The following is a 15,963-nucleotide window of genomic DNA, read 5'->3' as shown; positions in this document are numbered from 1 at the left end:
CGCTTGGGAGTGCCTGACGAACCAGGTACCAGCAGGACCCCTTTCACCTGCGGCGAGCCGTGCGGCGCGTCATGCCGCAGGCGCACGATTGCCTGCCGTGTCCACCGCGTCGGGCTCGATGTGGTGTCTCCTGATGAACAAGATGATCGCCAGCATGATCGAGGTCAGAATTGCGTACAGGGCAGGTGCGTAGGTCTTGCCGGTGGTCAGCGAGAAGTCCCACAAACCGTGGATCAGGACCGGGAAGAGCAAGCCTCCGGTGCGTCGCCTGATCAGGTACAGAAAGTAGCCGGCGACGATGGTCGAGCCGACCTGGGCGAACGCCTTTGGCCCCTCGGAGATGAGGTTGGTCGAGTGCGCCAGTCCGAACACCAGGGTGCTCCACAGCGCGACCTTGCCTTCGCTCAAGTTGTTCTTCCGGAAGCAGGTGACACCGATGCCCCGGAACATCGTTTCCTCACCCAGACCGACCATCAAACTGCCCAGCAGGAGCAACAGCGTGAACGCCAGACCGTGATCGATCAGCCCGGCGTAGTCGGTGACGATGACGATCGACACCGCCATCAACACGGGCACGACGATCACCCAACGCTGGACCGGCCGGTCATCGATCCACACGGGGCGCCACCACCCCAGCCACGCGACCGCGGCGTAGACCAGGACAAGCGATGCCGCGACCGGCACCAGGATCATTCGCCACAACTCATCGATGTTCTCCGGGGCCGCGTACTTCACGTCCTTCGCCAGGAGGAGGCCCAGGCCCTGAAGAACGGCCAGGTAGACGACAACAAGGACGATGAAGCCGACTACTGAAAGACGACGGCAGAACCAGATTCAGGCAAAGACATAGCGGAATCGTAAACGCCGTCATTGCCGTCCGCCCGGCAGGTCAGACCCCCGCACGCCCGGCCGACTTCCGCGTTGACGGAACGATGACCGCGAGTACAACAGCGAGCGCGATCGCAAGCATCACGCTGCTACCGGTGAGTGCCACATCGACCCGCTCCGCGGTACTACCGGCGCCGGCGGCGACCGCCACGAGAATGCCGAGGCCCAAGGCCATTCCGAGTTGGTGGGCCGAGTTCAGCAGCCCTGAGCAGCGACAACTGCGTCGCGTCGTCGAGGCTCTCACCCCCGTAGACCTTCACCAGCGTGCCGGCGGCCAGCGGAACCCGAACCGCCTCGGCCTGCGCGCCGGCGCTACCGAGCGCAGCGTCGTTCCAGAACCCGCCCCGCACGCAGGACGTCTGCAGCCTGTTGTTCCAGGTACTGCCAGTGCCTCCCCCGAGCCGACTCTGCGGCCTACCGTGGGCTCATGAGCACGACCGAGCTACGTACTGAGATCCGCGAATTCCTCAGTTCCCGCCGCGCACGCATCACCCCCGAAGAATCGGGCCTGCCTGCGTACGGTGGCAATCGCAGGGTCAAGGGGCTCCGACGCGAGGAGGTCGCCATGCTCGCCGGCAACTCGACGAGGCCGAGCGCGATCACCTGTTCACCCTGGCCCGTCAGTCCGAGTCAGGGACACGGCGACGCAAGCGGTCACCGCAATCCACCGTGCGCCCGGCGATCCAGCAGGTCCTCGACGCCATCACTGACGCCCCGGCCTGGATCCGCAATGGTCGGCACGACATCATCGCGATGAACGACCTCGCCCGCGCGCTGTACTCCCCCGTCCTGGCCGACCCGCGTCGCCCGGCGAACACCACCCGCTTCGTCTACCTGCACCCCGAGGAGGCAGAAGCGTTCTTCGTCGACTACGACCAGATCGCACGTGACGCCGCTGCGATGCTCCGCCTCGAGGCAGGACTCAATCCGCACGACAAGGCGCTCATCGAACTCGTCGGCGAATTGTCCACCCAGAGTGAGCAGTTCCGTCGCCGCTGGGCCTCGCAGGATGTGCGGTTCCACCGCAGTGGCCGGAAACGGCTGCGGCACCCGGCAGTCGGGCAACTCGACCTCGACTTCGAGTCTCTGGAGCTACCGTCCGAACCCGGTCTCAAGCTCAACATCTACACCGCGGCCTCAGGGACACCCACCGCCGATGCGCTGAAGCTGCTGGCATCCTGGTCAGCCAGCCACGACGCCTTGCCCACCGAGCGCACCGCGTCGAGCGACCGGACGTAGTTTGTCGCCACCCGATTCACCCAGATCGGATGAAGCTCGTCACCCAGTCGAGGAGAATGCTTAGGCAGACCACGACAAAGGAGTGCCGGTGACCGATCTCGACGCACGGCCGACGCAGGACCCCGAGTTCGTCGACGCACCGATGCCGGAACATCCGAACCCGGGTCGTCAGTCACGAAAATTGGTCCCACGCAGCGAGCTCGGACGGTGGAATCCCGAGAAACGTGGCCATGACGCACTGCAGACGATTCTCGCGCAGAGCGATATCCGGGCCCCGGATCTATTGCCCATCCGTCATGGCCGGATGAGTCACTCCCCCTGGACCTATTACCGCGGTGCTGCAGCGGTGATGGCGGCCGATCTGGCGTCGACCCCGCACACCGGCATATTGGTCCAGATGTGCGGCGACGCACACGTACTCAACTACGGGATGTGGACATCGCCCGAACGCAACCTCATCTTCGATCTCCGCGACTTCGACGAAACGCTGCCAGGTCCGTTCGAATGGGACCTCAAACGCTTTCTCGCGAGCCTGGTCGTGCTCGCCCGGGACAACGGGATCACGGAATCGGCGGCGCAGGATGCAGTCCGGGCGGGTTACCGCAACTATCGCAAGCGCATGAGGGCGTACGCGGAAACGCCCCAGATCGATGTCTGGTACGACAAGATCGACATCGAGCAACTGGTGCAGTACGCCAAGAAGGAAAACGAAGAAAAACTCGATGCCCTCATCGAGAGCCGGGCCAAGAAGCGGACCAGTCGGGGCGTGTCCAAGAAGCTGCTCACCACGGTCGAGGGAAAGGCACAGATCACCGAGGATCCCCCGTACCGGACCCACCGGCTAGGCGATGCCGCAGAGGAGATCCTGCGGGTGGTGCTCGCGAAGTATCACGAGTCGGTCCCCGACCACCTCGAGAACCTGCTCACCCGGTACGACGCGGTGGACGCCGTGCGCCAGGTCGTCGGTGTGGGCAGCGTCGGCATGCGGGTGTTCCTGACGTTGCTCGAGGAGCGTCGTACGGGCGATCCCCTGTTCCTGCAGGTCAAACAAGCCGGACCGTCTGTGTACGAACAGTTTCTCGGCAGGAGCAAGTACGACAACCACGGTGCCCGGGTCGTGCACGGGCAACACCTCATCCAGAGCGCCACCGACATGTTCGTGGGCTGGACGTCGTTCGAGTGGCCGGAGCTGGAGCTGGATCTGGACTTCTACGTGCGTCAGTTCCGCGACGGCAAGGTGATCCCGAAAGGCGAAGGGGTGGCTCCGGTGCTACCGCGGTTCGCCGCTGCCTGTGGTCACGTGCTGGCACGGGCGCATGCGCGCAGCGGGGATTCGGCGGCGATTGCGGACTACCTCGGCAACAGCGACAAGGCGGAGGACGCCCTGGTCGACTTCTCGAGCGCCTATGCCGACCAGAACACCGCCGACCACGCACAATTGGCGAAAGCCGTTGCCGATGGCGATATCCCATCCGAGCGAGGCTGGCCCGACATTCCCTGACCCAGTCGTTCTACAGCATCTCCCAATACCGCGCCGACTCCACCGCTTCGCGGCGATTGGACACACCCAGCTTTCGGTAGATCGAGCGCTGGTGAGTCTTGACGGTGTTCACCGACACGAACAGATCAGCTGCGATCTCCGACGATTTCAGCATGGTCGGCAGATATTTCAGCACTGCGAGTTCGCGTTCGGTGAGGCTTTGCAGGACTGTCGCCGGCGGCGTCGTCAGCTCGGTGACGACGCCGAAGGTGCCCGCGAGTTCGGTGACGAATGAACTGCGGTCGCCGCTGAGGCGGATGTATCGGTTCAGCTGAATGGGTATCTGCGCGTCCTGCCTCAGGAACGGACGCCGTAAACCGATCGGCGCGGACAACGCCACCGCGGCGCCGATCCTTTCGACGGCTATGTTGTCCCTCCGAAGATGGCCTTGCGCCGCCGCCTCCAGCAGCGCGCCTTCGGCGGCCAGTGCCCGAAACCCGGCGAACCGACCTGCCGGACGAAGCTCCTCGAGAGCAGCGGCGGGCCGCGCGAGTTCGAGTAGCGCTTTGGCGCGTGTGATGCGCATCAGGCTCGAGACGTAGCCCACATCTTCGACGGGGTCGCCGGGGTCGCCGAGGTCGCCGATCACGTCGAGCGCAATGTGGGGCTCCCCGACTGCCATCGCCACCTCGGCGCGGCAAACGCGTGACCACGCAACCAACAAAGCGGGCAGGGAAGTCGAAGCCGCCGACAGGTCGAGACGATGGAGTGCCGTCCGTGCCGTCGACGCCTCCTGGCGGGCAACGGCGACACCGACGGCTGCCACGTGCAGGAGCAGCCGGCAACCGAAGTCCGACCCCTTCGTACTGGCAACCAGGCCCGCGTCGATGTACCGCTCAGCCTTCTCGCGTTCACCGCGGTCGAGGTAGACCAGCGCCGCTGCAGCGTATGCGGCCAGCAACTGGGGCTCACGCGCCCATCCCCGCCTCTCCGCCGCCGCCAACGACGACGTCGATTCGGTCTCGGCCTGATCGAGATCACCCAGCAGGAACTCGACGAGCGACAGATAGGACGCGGCCGAGAGGACCGTCAAACCTAGGCCGAGATGCTCGCCCTGGGTGCGCACCGCGGACAGAGCCACCTGAGCCTCGTCGAGGTGGCCTTCGTGGACGAGTCCGGTTGCACGGTTGTTGATGCCGACGACGGCGTAGGCGGCGGACGCCGGAACCTCCCGCCGGGGAACATGATCGAGCAGTTCGAGCAACGCGTCCGCGGTGTCCACCAGCTGCGACGGCACCGATGCCCTGGCATGAACGGTGTGCGCGATGGCAATGATGACCCGATACACGTCGGTCAACGGATCAGCTGTCCCATTCAGCAGCAACGTCGCTTCGTCGGCATTGCGCTGCATCGACTCGAAGTCGTGTCGCTGATAGTCGCACACCAACGCGACGATCAAGGTCTCGGCGGTCGGCAGCCGCGCCACGTCGTCGTACACGGTGGACAGTGCCGACACCAGAGCCGCGGCCTGCGGCGTCAGGATCAGCGGCAGGGCGACCTGTCCGAGAACTCTTGCCACAGTTGACCAGTCACGGGCATACGCATAGTGCCGCAACGCATCGATCGGTTCGTTCCTCCCGACGTACCAGTCGGCGGCCCGGCGGTTCAGTTCCGGGACACTGTCAGGATTCTCCGCGGAGAGCCTGTCCAGCAACAATTCTCGGAGTAGCGGGTGATAGCGGAACCAGTTCGGTCGATCAGACAGGCGCACCGTCAACGCATTACGTGCCACCAGGTCCTCGAGTACCTGCCTGCTGTCCACGCGGCCGGACAGTGCTCGCGCCAACTCCGCGGTCATCTGATCGACGACACTTGTGGCAAGAAGGAACAGGCGGTCGCTCGGTGACAGTCGGTCGAGAATCTCCTCCAGCAGATACTCGGCGACCCTGCGGTTGTTGCCGCTGAAGTGTTCGAGGGCCGGGACCGCTCCGGCAGCCTCGTCGACGCTGATCATCGCCAGCCGAAGTCCCGCCGGCCAGCCCTGCGTTCGACTGTGGAGCTCAGTCGCCGCGCCGTCGACGACCGTCACCCCGCTCCGGGCGCACACCTCGCGAGTCTCCGCGGCCGTGTACGTCAGATCATTGCCATCGATGTCGGCGACGTCATCGACGAGGCGGAGTCTGGAAAGCCGCAGTTCAGGCTCGGTGCGAGAGACCAACACCAGTCGCAATTGCGGAATGCGGTACTCCGCGACGCGATTGAGGCTGTCCAGCGCGGCGGGGTCGGTGATGTGGTGGAAGTCGTCCAGCACGACGACGATCGGGGTCGGCAGACGCATCAAACCCTCGACGATCCGGTCGAATTCGGGTTCGCCGAACTGCACTCCCGGGGTCAGGGTGGCGAGCACACTCGACTGCGGCACGACCCCGGAGATCCGCAACGCGTCCAACAGGTCCGCCCACAGGCCCTGTACGTCATATCTGGTGTCCGCGGTCAGCCAGGCCACGGGCCCGGGAGGATCACCGCGCCCGACCCAGGCCGAGACCGCAAGGGTCTTACCGTAACCGGGTCCGGCGCAGACGATGGTGACGGCTCTACGCGCGCCATGGTTCAGCATGGAGTTCAGGCGCTGACGCTCGACGAAACCTGGTGGAGGATCCGATCGGGACGTTCGTAGACGAAACGCTGCAGTGTACTGGTCGGCCATGTTTTGACCACCTCTTCCGGTATCGTTCCCGGCCCCGCCCGTGGAACACCTGAGCCTGATGATAAGTCTTCTTACCCGCTCGCACATCTCATTCCCTACGGGTGACGACAGAACGAGACATGGATTGGGAAACTGACGTCATTCACCGTCGGGCGTGTGCGCAGGTTCCCCACGCCGGCGTGCACGACTGCACATGGAGGTCCGGTTGATCGACTACTCCGAACTGGGTCCTATCGACTACGTGATCGTCGAGTTCGTCGCCGGTGAACACCACATTCCCGCTGCCATGACGCGATCATTGCTCGACCTCGTCGACCGCGGCATCATCCGGGTACTCGATCTGCTCATCGTCACGAAGTCGGCCGCCGGCGACATCGCGGTGACCGAGGTCGAAGACCTCGGGGAAGCCTCCGAGTTGGGCTCGCTCACGGGGACACTGGCCGAGATCTTGGCGGCCGACGACATCGACAACGTGGCGAGGGCGATCCGCTCAGGCGCCACCGCCGCGGTGATCGTCTGGGAGAACATCGGAGTCGCCTCGATCTCGGCGTCTGCCCGTCTGGTCTCGGCGCAGATCGTCGCGCAGGGGCGCATCCCCTCCCGAGCGATCGTCGCGACGCTCCAAGCCGACCGCCCGATGGCGGACTGACATGACGATGCGCAACGGAAGAGCCACGAGACGTGCGGTGATCGGGCACCCTGTCATCAGACAGCGGTCGAACACGGACGGCGCAGCGGTTGTCGCCGAGGGTATCCGTCGTCGCCGAAGCTCCACTGACCATGATCGCGATCGTCGGCCCGGATCTCCCGAAGCCGGCGAGCCCGAAAATGATTCCCATCAATCCGATCTGTACATCGACGAGAAGCCAGGAGCCCGACATGCCGAAGCTGGAGATCAAGAAGACCACCGAGCTGACCCGTAAGCAGGTTTCCGAAAGACTCATCGCCCTCGGCAAAGCCCTTGCCAGCGGATCCGAAGTGGACCTGGGCACCGGCGGTGAGTCGATCACCGTCGAAGTCGCCGACCGAGTCCAGTTCGAGCTGGAGATCGAGGTCGACGGGGACGAGACGGAGATCGAGATCGAGATCAAATGGCGCGATGGAGCTTCTGCAGCGCCTGCCAATGCAGCACCCGAACCGGCCGCGGCCGCCCCGGCCAAGGCGACCCGGCGGGCTCGGCCACGCAAAGCGGCTGCCAAGTAGTACGCCGCACCGGCACCGTCGGCAAATGAACAGCCATCGTGACAATCCGGACCCCGCGTCGCCGGCAGCCGCCCGCTGGTTGGCACGGGCGTCGTTTCTTGCCGTACTGGCGACAGCGGCAGTCCTCCTGGTGTTCGCGGGCCTGGACACACTGACATTGCTGATCGCGGCAGTGGGCACGATCGCGATCGTGATCGTCGCCCTGTACTGGTTTCTGTCGGCCCGCGGAGTGGTGCGTTGGGTGTCGCTGGCGGCACTCATCGTTGCCCCACTTGTGTTTCTGGGCTTGCTCGTTCGAGCGAGTCTGCTGTGGGTGGTGCTGGCCTCGATCGTATTGCTGATGATTTCCGGAATCTGTGCCCGCTCAGCGCTTCGGCGGGACAACGCCGCCGCAGCGATGCCAGAGCGGGGGGCCTCGCCGCCCGAGCACGCGTTCCTGGTGATGAATCCCCGTTCGGGCGGAGGGAAGGTCGGCAAGTTCGACCTGAAGAAAAGAGCCGAGGCGCTCGGTGCCGAGGTCGCGCTGCTCGACGGACACGGGATCGTCGACGTCGCAGCCCTGACCCGGGACGCGGTCGAGCGCGGGGCCGATCTGCTCGGAGTTGCGGGCGGCGACGGTACGCAGGCACTCGTCGCGGGCATCGCCGCCGAACACGACCTCCCGTACCTGGTGATCAGTGCCGGCACTCGCAATCACTTCGCCGGCGATCTCGGACTCGACCTCGACGATCCGGCCAAATGCCTCGATGCACTGGTCGACGGGACGGAGATCCGCGTCGATCTCGGCGAGATCGACGGCCGCACATTCGTGAACAATGCATCTTTCGGGGCGTACGCCGAGGTGGTGCAGAGTCCCGAATACCGAGATGACAAACGGGGCACGATGCTGCGGATGCTGCCCGACCTCATCGGCAACCACCGGGGCGCCGGATTACGGGTCCGGGCGGGAAATATGACCATCGACAATCCGCAGGCCGTGCTGATCAGCAACGGACCTTACGAGACTCGTGATCTCGCAGGACTCGGCCATCGGCCGCGGATTGACTGCGGCGTCCTCGGAATGGTCACCATCTCGGTCGACAGCACCAGAGACGCCCTCGGTCTACTCCGCCGCACCCGACAACGGGGTCTGACCCAGCACACCATCGACGCCGTCGTGATCGAGGCCGACGCGCCGGAGATCCCCGTCGGCGTCGACGGTGAAGCGCTCGTGTTCCCCACTCCGGTGCGATGCACCATCAAACCGGGCGCACTGCGGGTCCTGGTTCCTCGGGAACGACCCGGAATTCATCGTCCGCGGACGCGAGTGGACTGGGTTCGACTCCGCGAGCTCAGTGTGCCCGGTTGTATGCGTCGATGACCTCTCGAGAAAGTCGCCCCCGGTCCCCGACACCGCGGCTTTGTGCCCGCGCCCAGGTACGAATCTGTCCGATGCGCAGTCGCTCCGCAGCGGCGTCAAATCCTATCGGCGCCGAGGGAAAGGCCAGCCGTTTCAGAGTGGTGCCAGTCCGAGTCGACTTCTGCAAGAGGACCGCAACCGAGATCTCACCGGCCTCTATCTTCGCGAGATTGATTGTGCTGGTGTCGAATTGGTAATCCACGCCCGCCCAAGACCACTCCATGGTGTGGAGGTCGACGATGTCTAGCGGTGCGTCATCAAGATCATCGAAGTAACGAACAGCAACTATCTTCGCCATTTTCACCAGGAGTCCCGTATCGATTCCACCCATTTTGCGGCACAAACAGAGGAGACCTTTACGTCCTCCACCACGCAGAAGCCTCCGAGCCACGTGGAGACATGTTCTGTCGCTGAATCCACCGCCGGACAGCGGAGTTGGCATTCACAACTCGCGCCCGAGGGGAAAGTATCCGACCTGTTGAGGTTGAACCCGAACACCTGACCAAAATGATCGCCGCGGCAATTACTTTGACTTACCGAAGACTGTACGCGCATCACTCTCCGAGCGACATCTCACCACTGGTCCCCCTCGACCGGAGGGGGATGTTGTAGACCATCGTCCAGCCGCGCTCCTTGGCGCGTTCGACCAATTTCTCGGCATTCGATGTGTATGCGAACTCGCGCTCGTCGTCGTCGTGGTTCACCAACAACGCGAAGGTCGCGGTCTCGAGCATCTCGATGTCGACGTCGGCGTTACCGCCGGCGAACACGGGCAGCCGCCCCGTCGTGGCGAAGATGTGCTCGGGCTTACCCGGACCGATGTCGAGTCCGCCGAGGCCATGTTCAGCACGAACGATCGATCCATTCAAATAGTGGTAGTCGGCGGCCGTCCCGATCACGTTCTCCTTGTAGATACCCCACGTTTCCTCCGCGAAGACCCGCATGAAGTCGCGCCCACCGCCGGAGCAGACAAAGACACGAAAGTCGTTGTCTTTCAGGTATTCAATGAGTTCGAGCATCGGCGCGTACACCAGTTCGACATAGGGAACATCGAACTTCGGTTGCCTGACCGTCTCCAGCCATACCCGGACCTGGGCGTCGAACTCGGCGGGGGTGGTCCCTGCCCACGACCGTGAGAACGCGGCAAGCAGGGTCTCGATCACCTCGGGGTCCTGCGCTTCCACCCGAGCAAAGAAGGCGTTGTCCTTTTCGACCAACGCCTTGTACGGCTGGACTGCGGCCAGAGAGTGGTCTGCGGCGACCTCCTCTCCCCATTTGCGAAAGACGAAGTCGAACTGGGGCGGCAGCGGCTGCTCCGACCACAGGGTGCCGTCGTTGTCGAACGCCGCGATCCGGTCGGCGATTTCGACGAAACCTTCACCGGGAGTGACCGCCGAAGTCACGAACTCTATGACGGCCCTCTTGGCCGCGCCATCGTTCCAGCTCGCCAACACAGTGCAAGTCATATTCTCTCCAAACCTGCTTCAGCGCGAGATCCACACGTGGTTTTGTCAACGGTAGGTCGCGGCGGTCCTCGTCGCATCATCCGAACAAGACGTTTCCGCGCGGCGAATCAGCGGAATCAGAATCGACGCGGGCTCGACTTGGACACCAAACAAAACTTGAGTCTGGACACATGTCTGATGGTCGAGGTAGCGTGCCTGCCATGGGACGCGTGGACGGAAAAGTGGCAATCATCAGCGGTGGCGCTCAGGGAATGGGCGCATCTCACGCCCGACTCTTGGTCGAAGAGGGCGCAAAGGTCGTGATCGGGGACATCCTCGACGAGAAAGGCCAGGCGCTGGCCGACGAACTCGGCGACGCCGCACGCTACGTCCACCTGGACGTAGCGCAGTTCGATCAGTGGGAGGCCGCGGTCGCCACCGCCGTCAACGACTTCGGGGCTCTGAACGTCCTCGTCAACAACGCAGGTATCGCCAACGGCAGTTCGATCCAGCAGTTCAAGCACGACAAGTGGCAGAAGATCATCGACGTCAACCTCACCGGCACGTTCTTCGGCATCCAGGCGTCGACCGATCCGATGATCGCGGCCGGTGGCGGTTCGATCATCAACGTCTCGTCCATCGAGGGCCTTCGCGGCGCCCCCTGGGCGCACGGATACGTCGCGACCAAGTGGGCCGTGCGCGGTCTCGCGAAATCGGTGGCCCTGGAACTGGCGCCGCACAACATCCGCGTCAACTCCTTGCACCCCGGCCTGATCCGCACACCGATGACCGAGAAGTTCCCCGACGACCTCGTGACGATTCCCCTCGGCCGACCGGGGCAGTCCAGTGAGGTGTCCACATTCGTGCTCTTCCTGGCGAGCGATGAATCGTCGTACGCGACGGGAACCGAGTTCGTCGTCGACGGCGGACTGGTCACCGACGTTCCCCACAAATCTATGTGACCTGCTGACACCAGAGCCCGACAGACCAGTGCATCAACACTTCTGAGGAGATCCCCCATGGCGATTCGCGTCGCCCTCATCGGCACCGGCAACGTCGGCCGCCTGGCGCTGACCCAACTGATCGAGAGCGCGGATTACGAGTTGACGGCGGTCGGCGTCTCCACAGAATCGAAAGTGGGCAAAGACGCCGGCGAGCTGGCCGGCCTCGACGTGACCACCGGCATCACCGCGGTCGGCAGCATCGATGCGGTGTTGGCCACCACACCCGACTGTGTCGTCTACTGCGCCATGGGCGACATCCGTACCGGCGATGCGCTCAGGGACTGTCAGAAAATTCTGGAGGCCGGAGTCGATGTGGTCGGCTCGTCGCCCGTGATCCTGCAATTCCCCTGGCAACTGTTGCCCGACAAGAACATAGACCGAGTCGAGGCGTCGGCCCGCAAGGGCGACGTCAGCATCTTCATCACGGGCGTCGACCCCGGTTTCGCCAATGACCTGATCCCCCTGGCGCTGGCGGGCACCTGCCAGCGCGTCGAGCAGATCCGGGTCATGGAGATCGCCGACTACGCCACCTACGATGGCGCCACCGTGATGTTCGACGTCATGGGGTTCGGCAAAGATCTCGACGACCTGCCGATCCTCTTCCAGCCGGGAATCCTCGGGTTCACTTGGGGCACAACGATAAGGCAACTCGCGGCCGGTCTCGGTATCGAGGTCGACGAGATCACCGAGAACTTCGAATTGGAACCCGCCCCCGAGGCGTTCGATGTCGCAGTCGGACGGATCGAGAAGGGCACCGTTGCCGCCATGCGTTTCGAGATCCACGGAAAAGTCAACGGGCACTCCGCGATCGTCGTCGAGCACGTCACCCGGCTGCGCGACGACCTGCGCCCGGACTGGGCCCGGCCCGCGCAAGAAGGTGGTTCGTACCGCGTGGAGATCATCGGCGAACCCAACTACGCCGTCGACATCTGCCCGACCAGCGTCAAGGGCGATCACAACCACGCCGCGATCGTGGCCGCCGCCGGCCGCATCGTCAACGCCATCCCGGCGGTCATCGCGGCCCCACCGGGGATCCGCACCACCCTGGATCTGCCCCTCGTCACCGGCAAAGGCCTCTACGTCGGCTGACCCGCCCGCGAGCCCACTATCGTCCGATCGCCTCTGGCGACAGGCCGCGCACACCCAGATGCCGACCGAGGACCGACGCCGTGCCACCGTGGACCCATGGAACGCGAGTACCGCTTCGAGATCGTCTCCCTGCTGGTGTCCCCTGCCCACGCCTACTTCGGCCGGGCCAAGGATGGGCCCGCCGCCGACGTCACGACGCAGACACCCGATCTCATCGAGATCACCGCGAACAAAGGCATCCGCGGTGACCGATTCTTCGGTGTCCGGGCGCACACCGAGGCAGCGATCACCTTTCTCGCCCTCGAGGCCTGGGAGGCCGCGGCAGGAGACGTCGATCCGGCGGTGGCCCGCCGCAACGTCATGGTCCGCGGACTGGAACTCGACCCGCTGCGAGGCGAAGAGTTCGAGATCGACACCGGCGACGGTCCGGTCCGATTCCGCGGCGGCCGTCCTGCCCACCCCTGCGTGTGGATGGACACGATGGCAGGCGAAGGCACCCGCAAAGCACTGATCGGACGCGGCGGGCTCCGAACGCAACCGCTGACGTCCGGGGTCCTACGCGTCGGGCCGGCAGTCATATCCTGCGATGTGGAACTCGACCCGGCACGGGTGGCAGAGCAGGTCCGCCGGGCCCAGCCGATCTGAGGACTCAGCTCCCGGCTTCGAACTACCCCCCGGGTGGCCACTGGTTGCTTGACTACTCGGCCAGGGCAGAGTTCCGTTGCCTACCTGGCGAAGGTGTAGTCGGCAAGGGAGAACCACCGGCTCTGCCAGGCCGCTTCGAGTGTGGTCGATGCCCGGAAGGGCACATCACCGTTCTTGGTGAAGTAGTAGCTGTTTGCGTCCGCGCAGGTCGGGTTGGTGAACACTTGCAGAGGGCGGCGCGCCAGTATCGAGGTCATGTACTTGTCCTGTGCCGCCGCGGTCACTTCGGCCGACGTGGCTTGGCGGCGGCGAGCTTCGTCGAGCACCCGCACGATGTGGGTCGCACTGTTCTCGACCAGCGTGAAGAAGGAAGCGCCGTTGTAGCCGTATGGGCCAAAGACGGTGAAGAAGTTCGGGAAGCCCGCCGTCGTGACGCCCTGGTAGGAGTGGAACCGATCGGTATCCCAGTGCTCGGCCAAGTCGGTGCCGTCGTTCGAGGTGAGTTGGTAGGTCGGTAGCGCATCCTTGTCGGTGACCTTGAAACCTGTGGCCAGGATGAGTACGTCGAGTTCATGTTCGGCGCCGTCGGTTGTCCTGATCCCCTTCGGGGTGATCGCCTCGATGGACCTGGTCTCCAGGGCGACGTTGTCACGGTTGAAGGTTGACAGATATGAATTGTGGAAGCTCGGCCGTTTGCACCCGAGGGCGTAGGTGGGCGTGAGCTTGCTCCGTGTGGTCGGGTCGAGGACCTGCATGGCGACATACTTGCGGGCGGCAACTTCGAGGGCGGAGGTACCGGGAATCCAGCGATGGAAGTGCGCCAGCACCGGGAACGTCGCCTCGACGAACGCCTGGCTCGCCAGGCGGGCGGCCTGCCTGACTCCGGGTACTTTCCTCAGTCCTGCGCGTCCGACGCGACCGAGGGGAAAGTCCGGTTTCGGCAGACACCAGATGGGGGTTCGTTGGAAAACCGTCAGTTGCTCGACGTCGGGTGCGATCTCAGGGATCACCTGCACGGCCGTCGCTCCGGTGCCGATGATCCCGACCCGTTTACCCGCCAAGGACACCTCGTGGTCCCATCGGCTGGTGTGCATCGTCGCGCCCTCGAAGGTGTCGATGCCGTCGATCTCGGGCAGCTTGGGCTGGCTCAGCGGTCCACCGGCGTGAATCAGCCAGCGTGCGGTGACATCCCCAGAACTGGTCGAGATCGACCACTGTGCGGACTGCGCGTCGAACGTGGCCTTGTGGACCCGGGTGCAGAACTGCAGGTGGGGTGCGAGGTTGTATTCGTCGACGATCTGCTTGGCGTACACGCGCAGCTCACGGCCAGGTGCGTAGCTACGTGACCAGGTCGACCGCTGAGCAAACGAAAACTGGTAGCTGAACGACGGGATGTCGACGGCCACACCCGGGTAGGTGTTCCACTGCCAGGTGCCGCCGGGACCATCGGCGTCGTCGACGATGAGCAGGTCGTGGAAACCGGCTTTCTTGAGCGCGATCGCGGTCCCCAAGCCGGAGAAGCCACCGCCGACGACGACGATTTCGTGGTGAGTCTTTTCTGCCATTACCCAATGTTACGCTCGCCAATGACAACATTCGCATTCCATGGAAATCCGGAAGGTAACCCCATGACTCACGTTTCCCCCTGGGTGACTGACGACCTGGACGACCTGCGTGGTCTGGTCCGGTCGTTCTTCGAGAAGACCGTCGCTCCCAACGCCGACAAGTACGTCGACCAGCATCACGTCGATCGCGATCTGTGGAATCAGGCGGGAGAACTCGGCCTCCTGTGCATGTCGATTCCGGAGGAGTACGGCGGCGGTGGCGGCACGTTCGCACACGAGGCGGTGCTGATCGAAGAGCAGGCTCGGGTCGGTGACTCGTCGTGGGGCGTCAGCCTGCACAACGGCATCATCGCTCATTACCTGCTCGCCTACGGGACAGAGGAGCAAAAGCAGCAGTGGTTGCCGAAGATGGCCTCTGGTGAGGTGGTCGGCGCCATCGCCATGACCGAGCCGGGCACCGGATCGGATCTGCAGAGCATCAAGACCAAGGCGATTCGCGACGGCGACGACTACGTCATCGACGGGTCGAAGACGTTCATAACCAACGGTTCTCAGGCCGACCTCATCATCGTCGTGGTCAAGACCGACACCAGTGAGGGCGCCAAGGGCATCTCGCTGGTGCTCGTCGAGGGAGACCGCGAGGGCTTCCGGCGGGGGCGAGTGCTCGACAAGATCGGCCAGCGAGGACAGGACACCTCGGAACTGTTCTTCGACGCCGTCCGGGTTCCGGTCGCGAACCTGCTCGGCACCGAGGAGGGCCAGGGCTTCATCCAGCTCATGCAGCAGCTCCCGCAGGAGCGCCTCATCATCGCGGTCGCTTCGGTCGCAGGCATGGAATCTGCTGTCGCACAAACCATTGCCTACACCAAGGACCGTCAGGCGTTCGGCCGTCCGGTCTTCGGTTTCCAGAACACCAAGTTCAAGCTCGCCGAGGCGGCCACGGAGACCCGCATCGCGCGGGTCTTCGTCGACGATTGCATCGTCAAGCACCTCACGGGCGAGCTCGACATCCCGACGGTCGCGATGGCCAAATGGTGGACCACCGACCGTGCGATGTCGGTCCTCGACGAGTGTGTCCAGCTCTTCGGGGGCTACGGCTACATGAGCGAGTATCCGATCGGCCGTATGTGGGCCGACGGACGCGTGCAGAAAATCTACGCGGGTACCAACGAGATCATGAAGGAAATAATCGCCCGATCGCTGTAGCGTTCCTGCGTTTCCCCGCAAGAGTTCATCGCTGCCCTGACGTCCGAGGCTCGGCCGTCAGGGCAGCGACATCGAGGCCAGATGTCAACCAAC

At 64.1% G+C, this 15,963-nt stretch carries 14 protein-coding genes and 2 pseudogenes; 9 read left to right on the top strand and 7 right to left on the bottom strand.

Annotation, left to right across the window (positions count from 1 at the left end; genetic code table 11):
* Nucleotides 1-69 precede the first annotated feature (69 nt).
* From BFL43_RS15645 to BFL43_RS29505, 3 genes and pseudogenes are all read right to left on the bottom strand, one after another.
* On the bottom strand, nt 70-735 hold the full coding sequence (locus BFL43_RS15645; RefSeq protein ID WP_084893439.1) for a CPBP family intramembrane glutamic endopeptidase: 666 nt from the start codon (nt 733-735) through the stop codon (nt 70-72).
* 154 nt (nt 736-889) lie between these two features.
* Nucleotides 890-1,063, bottom strand: coding sequence for a hypothetical protein (locus tag BFL43_RS15640; protein WP_206186685.1), 174 nt, complete (start codon nt 1,061-1,063; stop codon nt 890-892).
* A gap of 49 nt (nt 1,064-1,112) precedes the next feature.
* A pseudogene (locus BFL43_RS29505) lies at nt 1,113-1,253 on the bottom strand (IMP dehydrogenase); the annotation flags it as partial.
* 62 nt (nt 1,254-1,315) lie between these two features.
* Between BFL43_RS29505 and BFL43_RS15630 the strand changes: the two are divergent.
* Nucleotides 1,316-2,127, top strand: a pseudogene (locus BFL43_RS15630) (transcriptional regulator).
* Nucleotides 2,128-2,269: 142 nt separating this feature from the next.
* Nucleotides 2,270-3,628 (top strand): DUF2252 domain-containing protein, encoded by a 1,359-nt coding sequence (locus BFL43_RS15625; protein ID WP_084893531.1) that lies wholly within the window; start codon nt 2,270-2,272, stop codon nt 3,626-3,628.
* Nucleotides 3,629-3,638: 10 nt separating this feature from the next.
* Here the strand turns inward: BFL43_RS15625 and BFL43_RS15620 are convergent, their stop codons facing one another.
* Complete coding sequence (locus BFL43_RS15620) at nt 3,639-6,314, bottom strand: LuxR C-terminal-related transcriptional regulator (protein ID WP_168176657.1); 2,676 nt, start codon at nt 6,312-6,314, stop codon at nt 3,639-3,641.
* A gap of 193 nt (nt 6,315-6,507) precedes the next feature.
* Here BFL43_RS15620 and BFL43_RS15615 point away from each other — a divergent pair, with 193 nt between their 5' ends.
* The 3 genes from BFL43_RS15615 to BFL43_RS15605 all read left to right on the top strand — a co-directional run bounded on the left by BFL43_RS15615 (nt 6,508) and on the right by BFL43_RS15605 (nt 8,877).
* A complete protein-coding gene (locus tag BFL43_RS15615; protein WP_084893436.1) occupies nt 6,508-6,963 on the top strand; it encodes a DUF6325 family protein in 456 nt (151 codons plus the stop codon).
* A 230-nt stretch (nt 6,964-7,193) separates the two neighbouring features.
* Nucleotides 7,194-7,517: an amphi-Trp domain-containing protein gene (locus BFL43_RS15610; protein WP_084893530.1), complete on the top strand. Its 324-nt coding sequence runs from the start codon at nt 7,194-7,196 to the stop codon at nt 7,515-7,517.
* 25 nt (nt 7,518-7,542) lie between these two features.
* Complete coding sequence (locus BFL43_RS15605) at nt 7,543-8,877, top strand: diacylglycerol kinase family protein (RefSeq protein WP_084893435.1); 1,335 nt, start codon at nt 7,543-7,545, stop codon at nt 8,875-8,877.
* Here the strand turns inward: BFL43_RS15605 and BFL43_RS15600 are convergent.
* A complete protein-coding gene (locus BFL43_RS15600) occupies nt 8,849-9,247 on the bottom strand; it encodes an Lsr2 family protein (RefSeq protein ID WP_240498295.1) in 399 nt (132 codons plus the stop codon). The genes BFL43_RS15605 and BFL43_RS15600 overlap by 29 nt on opposite strands.
* A gap of 223 nt (nt 9,248-9,470) precedes the next feature.
* Nucleotides 9,471-10,382, bottom strand: a complete 912-nt coding sequence (locus BFL43_RS15595) for an HAD family hydrolase (RefSeq protein ID WP_084893434.1) — start codon at nt 10,380-10,382, stop codon at nt 9,471-9,473.
* A 200-nt stretch (nt 10,383-10,582) separates the two neighbouring features.
* Between BFL43_RS15595 and BFL43_RS15590 the strand changes: the two genes are divergently transcribed.
* The 3 genes from BFL43_RS15590 to BFL43_RS15580 all read left to right on the top strand — a co-directional run bounded on the left by BFL43_RS15590 (nt 10,583) and on the right by BFL43_RS15580 (nt 13,099).
* Nucleotides 10,583-11,323 (top strand): glucose 1-dehydrogenase, encoded by a 741-nt coding sequence (locus BFL43_RS15590; RefSeq protein ID WP_084893433.1) that lies wholly within the window; start codon nt 10,583-10,585, stop codon nt 11,321-11,323.
* 57 nt (nt 11,324-11,380) lie between these two features.
* Nucleotides 11,381-12,454 (top strand): diacylglycerol kinase, encoded by a 1,074-nt coding sequence (locus BFL43_RS15585; RefSeq protein WP_084893432.1) that lies wholly within the window; start codon nt 11,381-11,383, stop codon nt 12,452-12,454.
* 96 nt (nt 12,455-12,550) lie between these two features.
* Entirely contained in the window at nt 12,551-13,099 is a 549-nt protein-coding gene (locus BFL43_RS15580; protein ID WP_084893431.1) for a molybdenum cofactor biosysynthesis protein, read from the top strand.
* An 80-nt stretch (nt 13,100-13,179) separates the two neighbouring features.
* Here BFL43_RS15580 and BFL43_RS15575 read toward each other — a convergent pair whose 3' ends face one another.
* Entirely contained in the window at nt 13,180-14,664 is a 1,485-nt protein-coding gene (locus tag BFL43_RS15575) for an NAD(P)/FAD-dependent oxidoreductase (RefSeq protein WP_084893430.1), read from the bottom strand.
* A gap of 63 nt (nt 14,665-14,727) precedes the next feature.
* On the opposite strand from BFL43_RS15575, the gene BFL43_RS15570 reads away from it, so the two are divergent.
* Nucleotides 14,728-15,870: an acyl-CoA dehydrogenase family protein gene (locus tag BFL43_RS15570; protein WP_084893429.1), complete on the top strand. Its 1,143-nt coding sequence runs from the start codon at nt 14,728-14,730 to the stop codon at nt 15,868-15,870.
* Nucleotides 15,871-15,963: the final 93 nt, after the last annotated feature.

This window comes from Williamsia sp. 1135 (genome assembly GCF_002095395.1).
Lineage (GTDB): Bacteria > Actinomycetota > Actinomycetes > Mycobacteriales > Mycobacteriaceae > Williamsia.
Note: the sequence above shows the minus strand (reverse complement) of the source record. Positions and strands in the feature narration are given on the sequence as shown.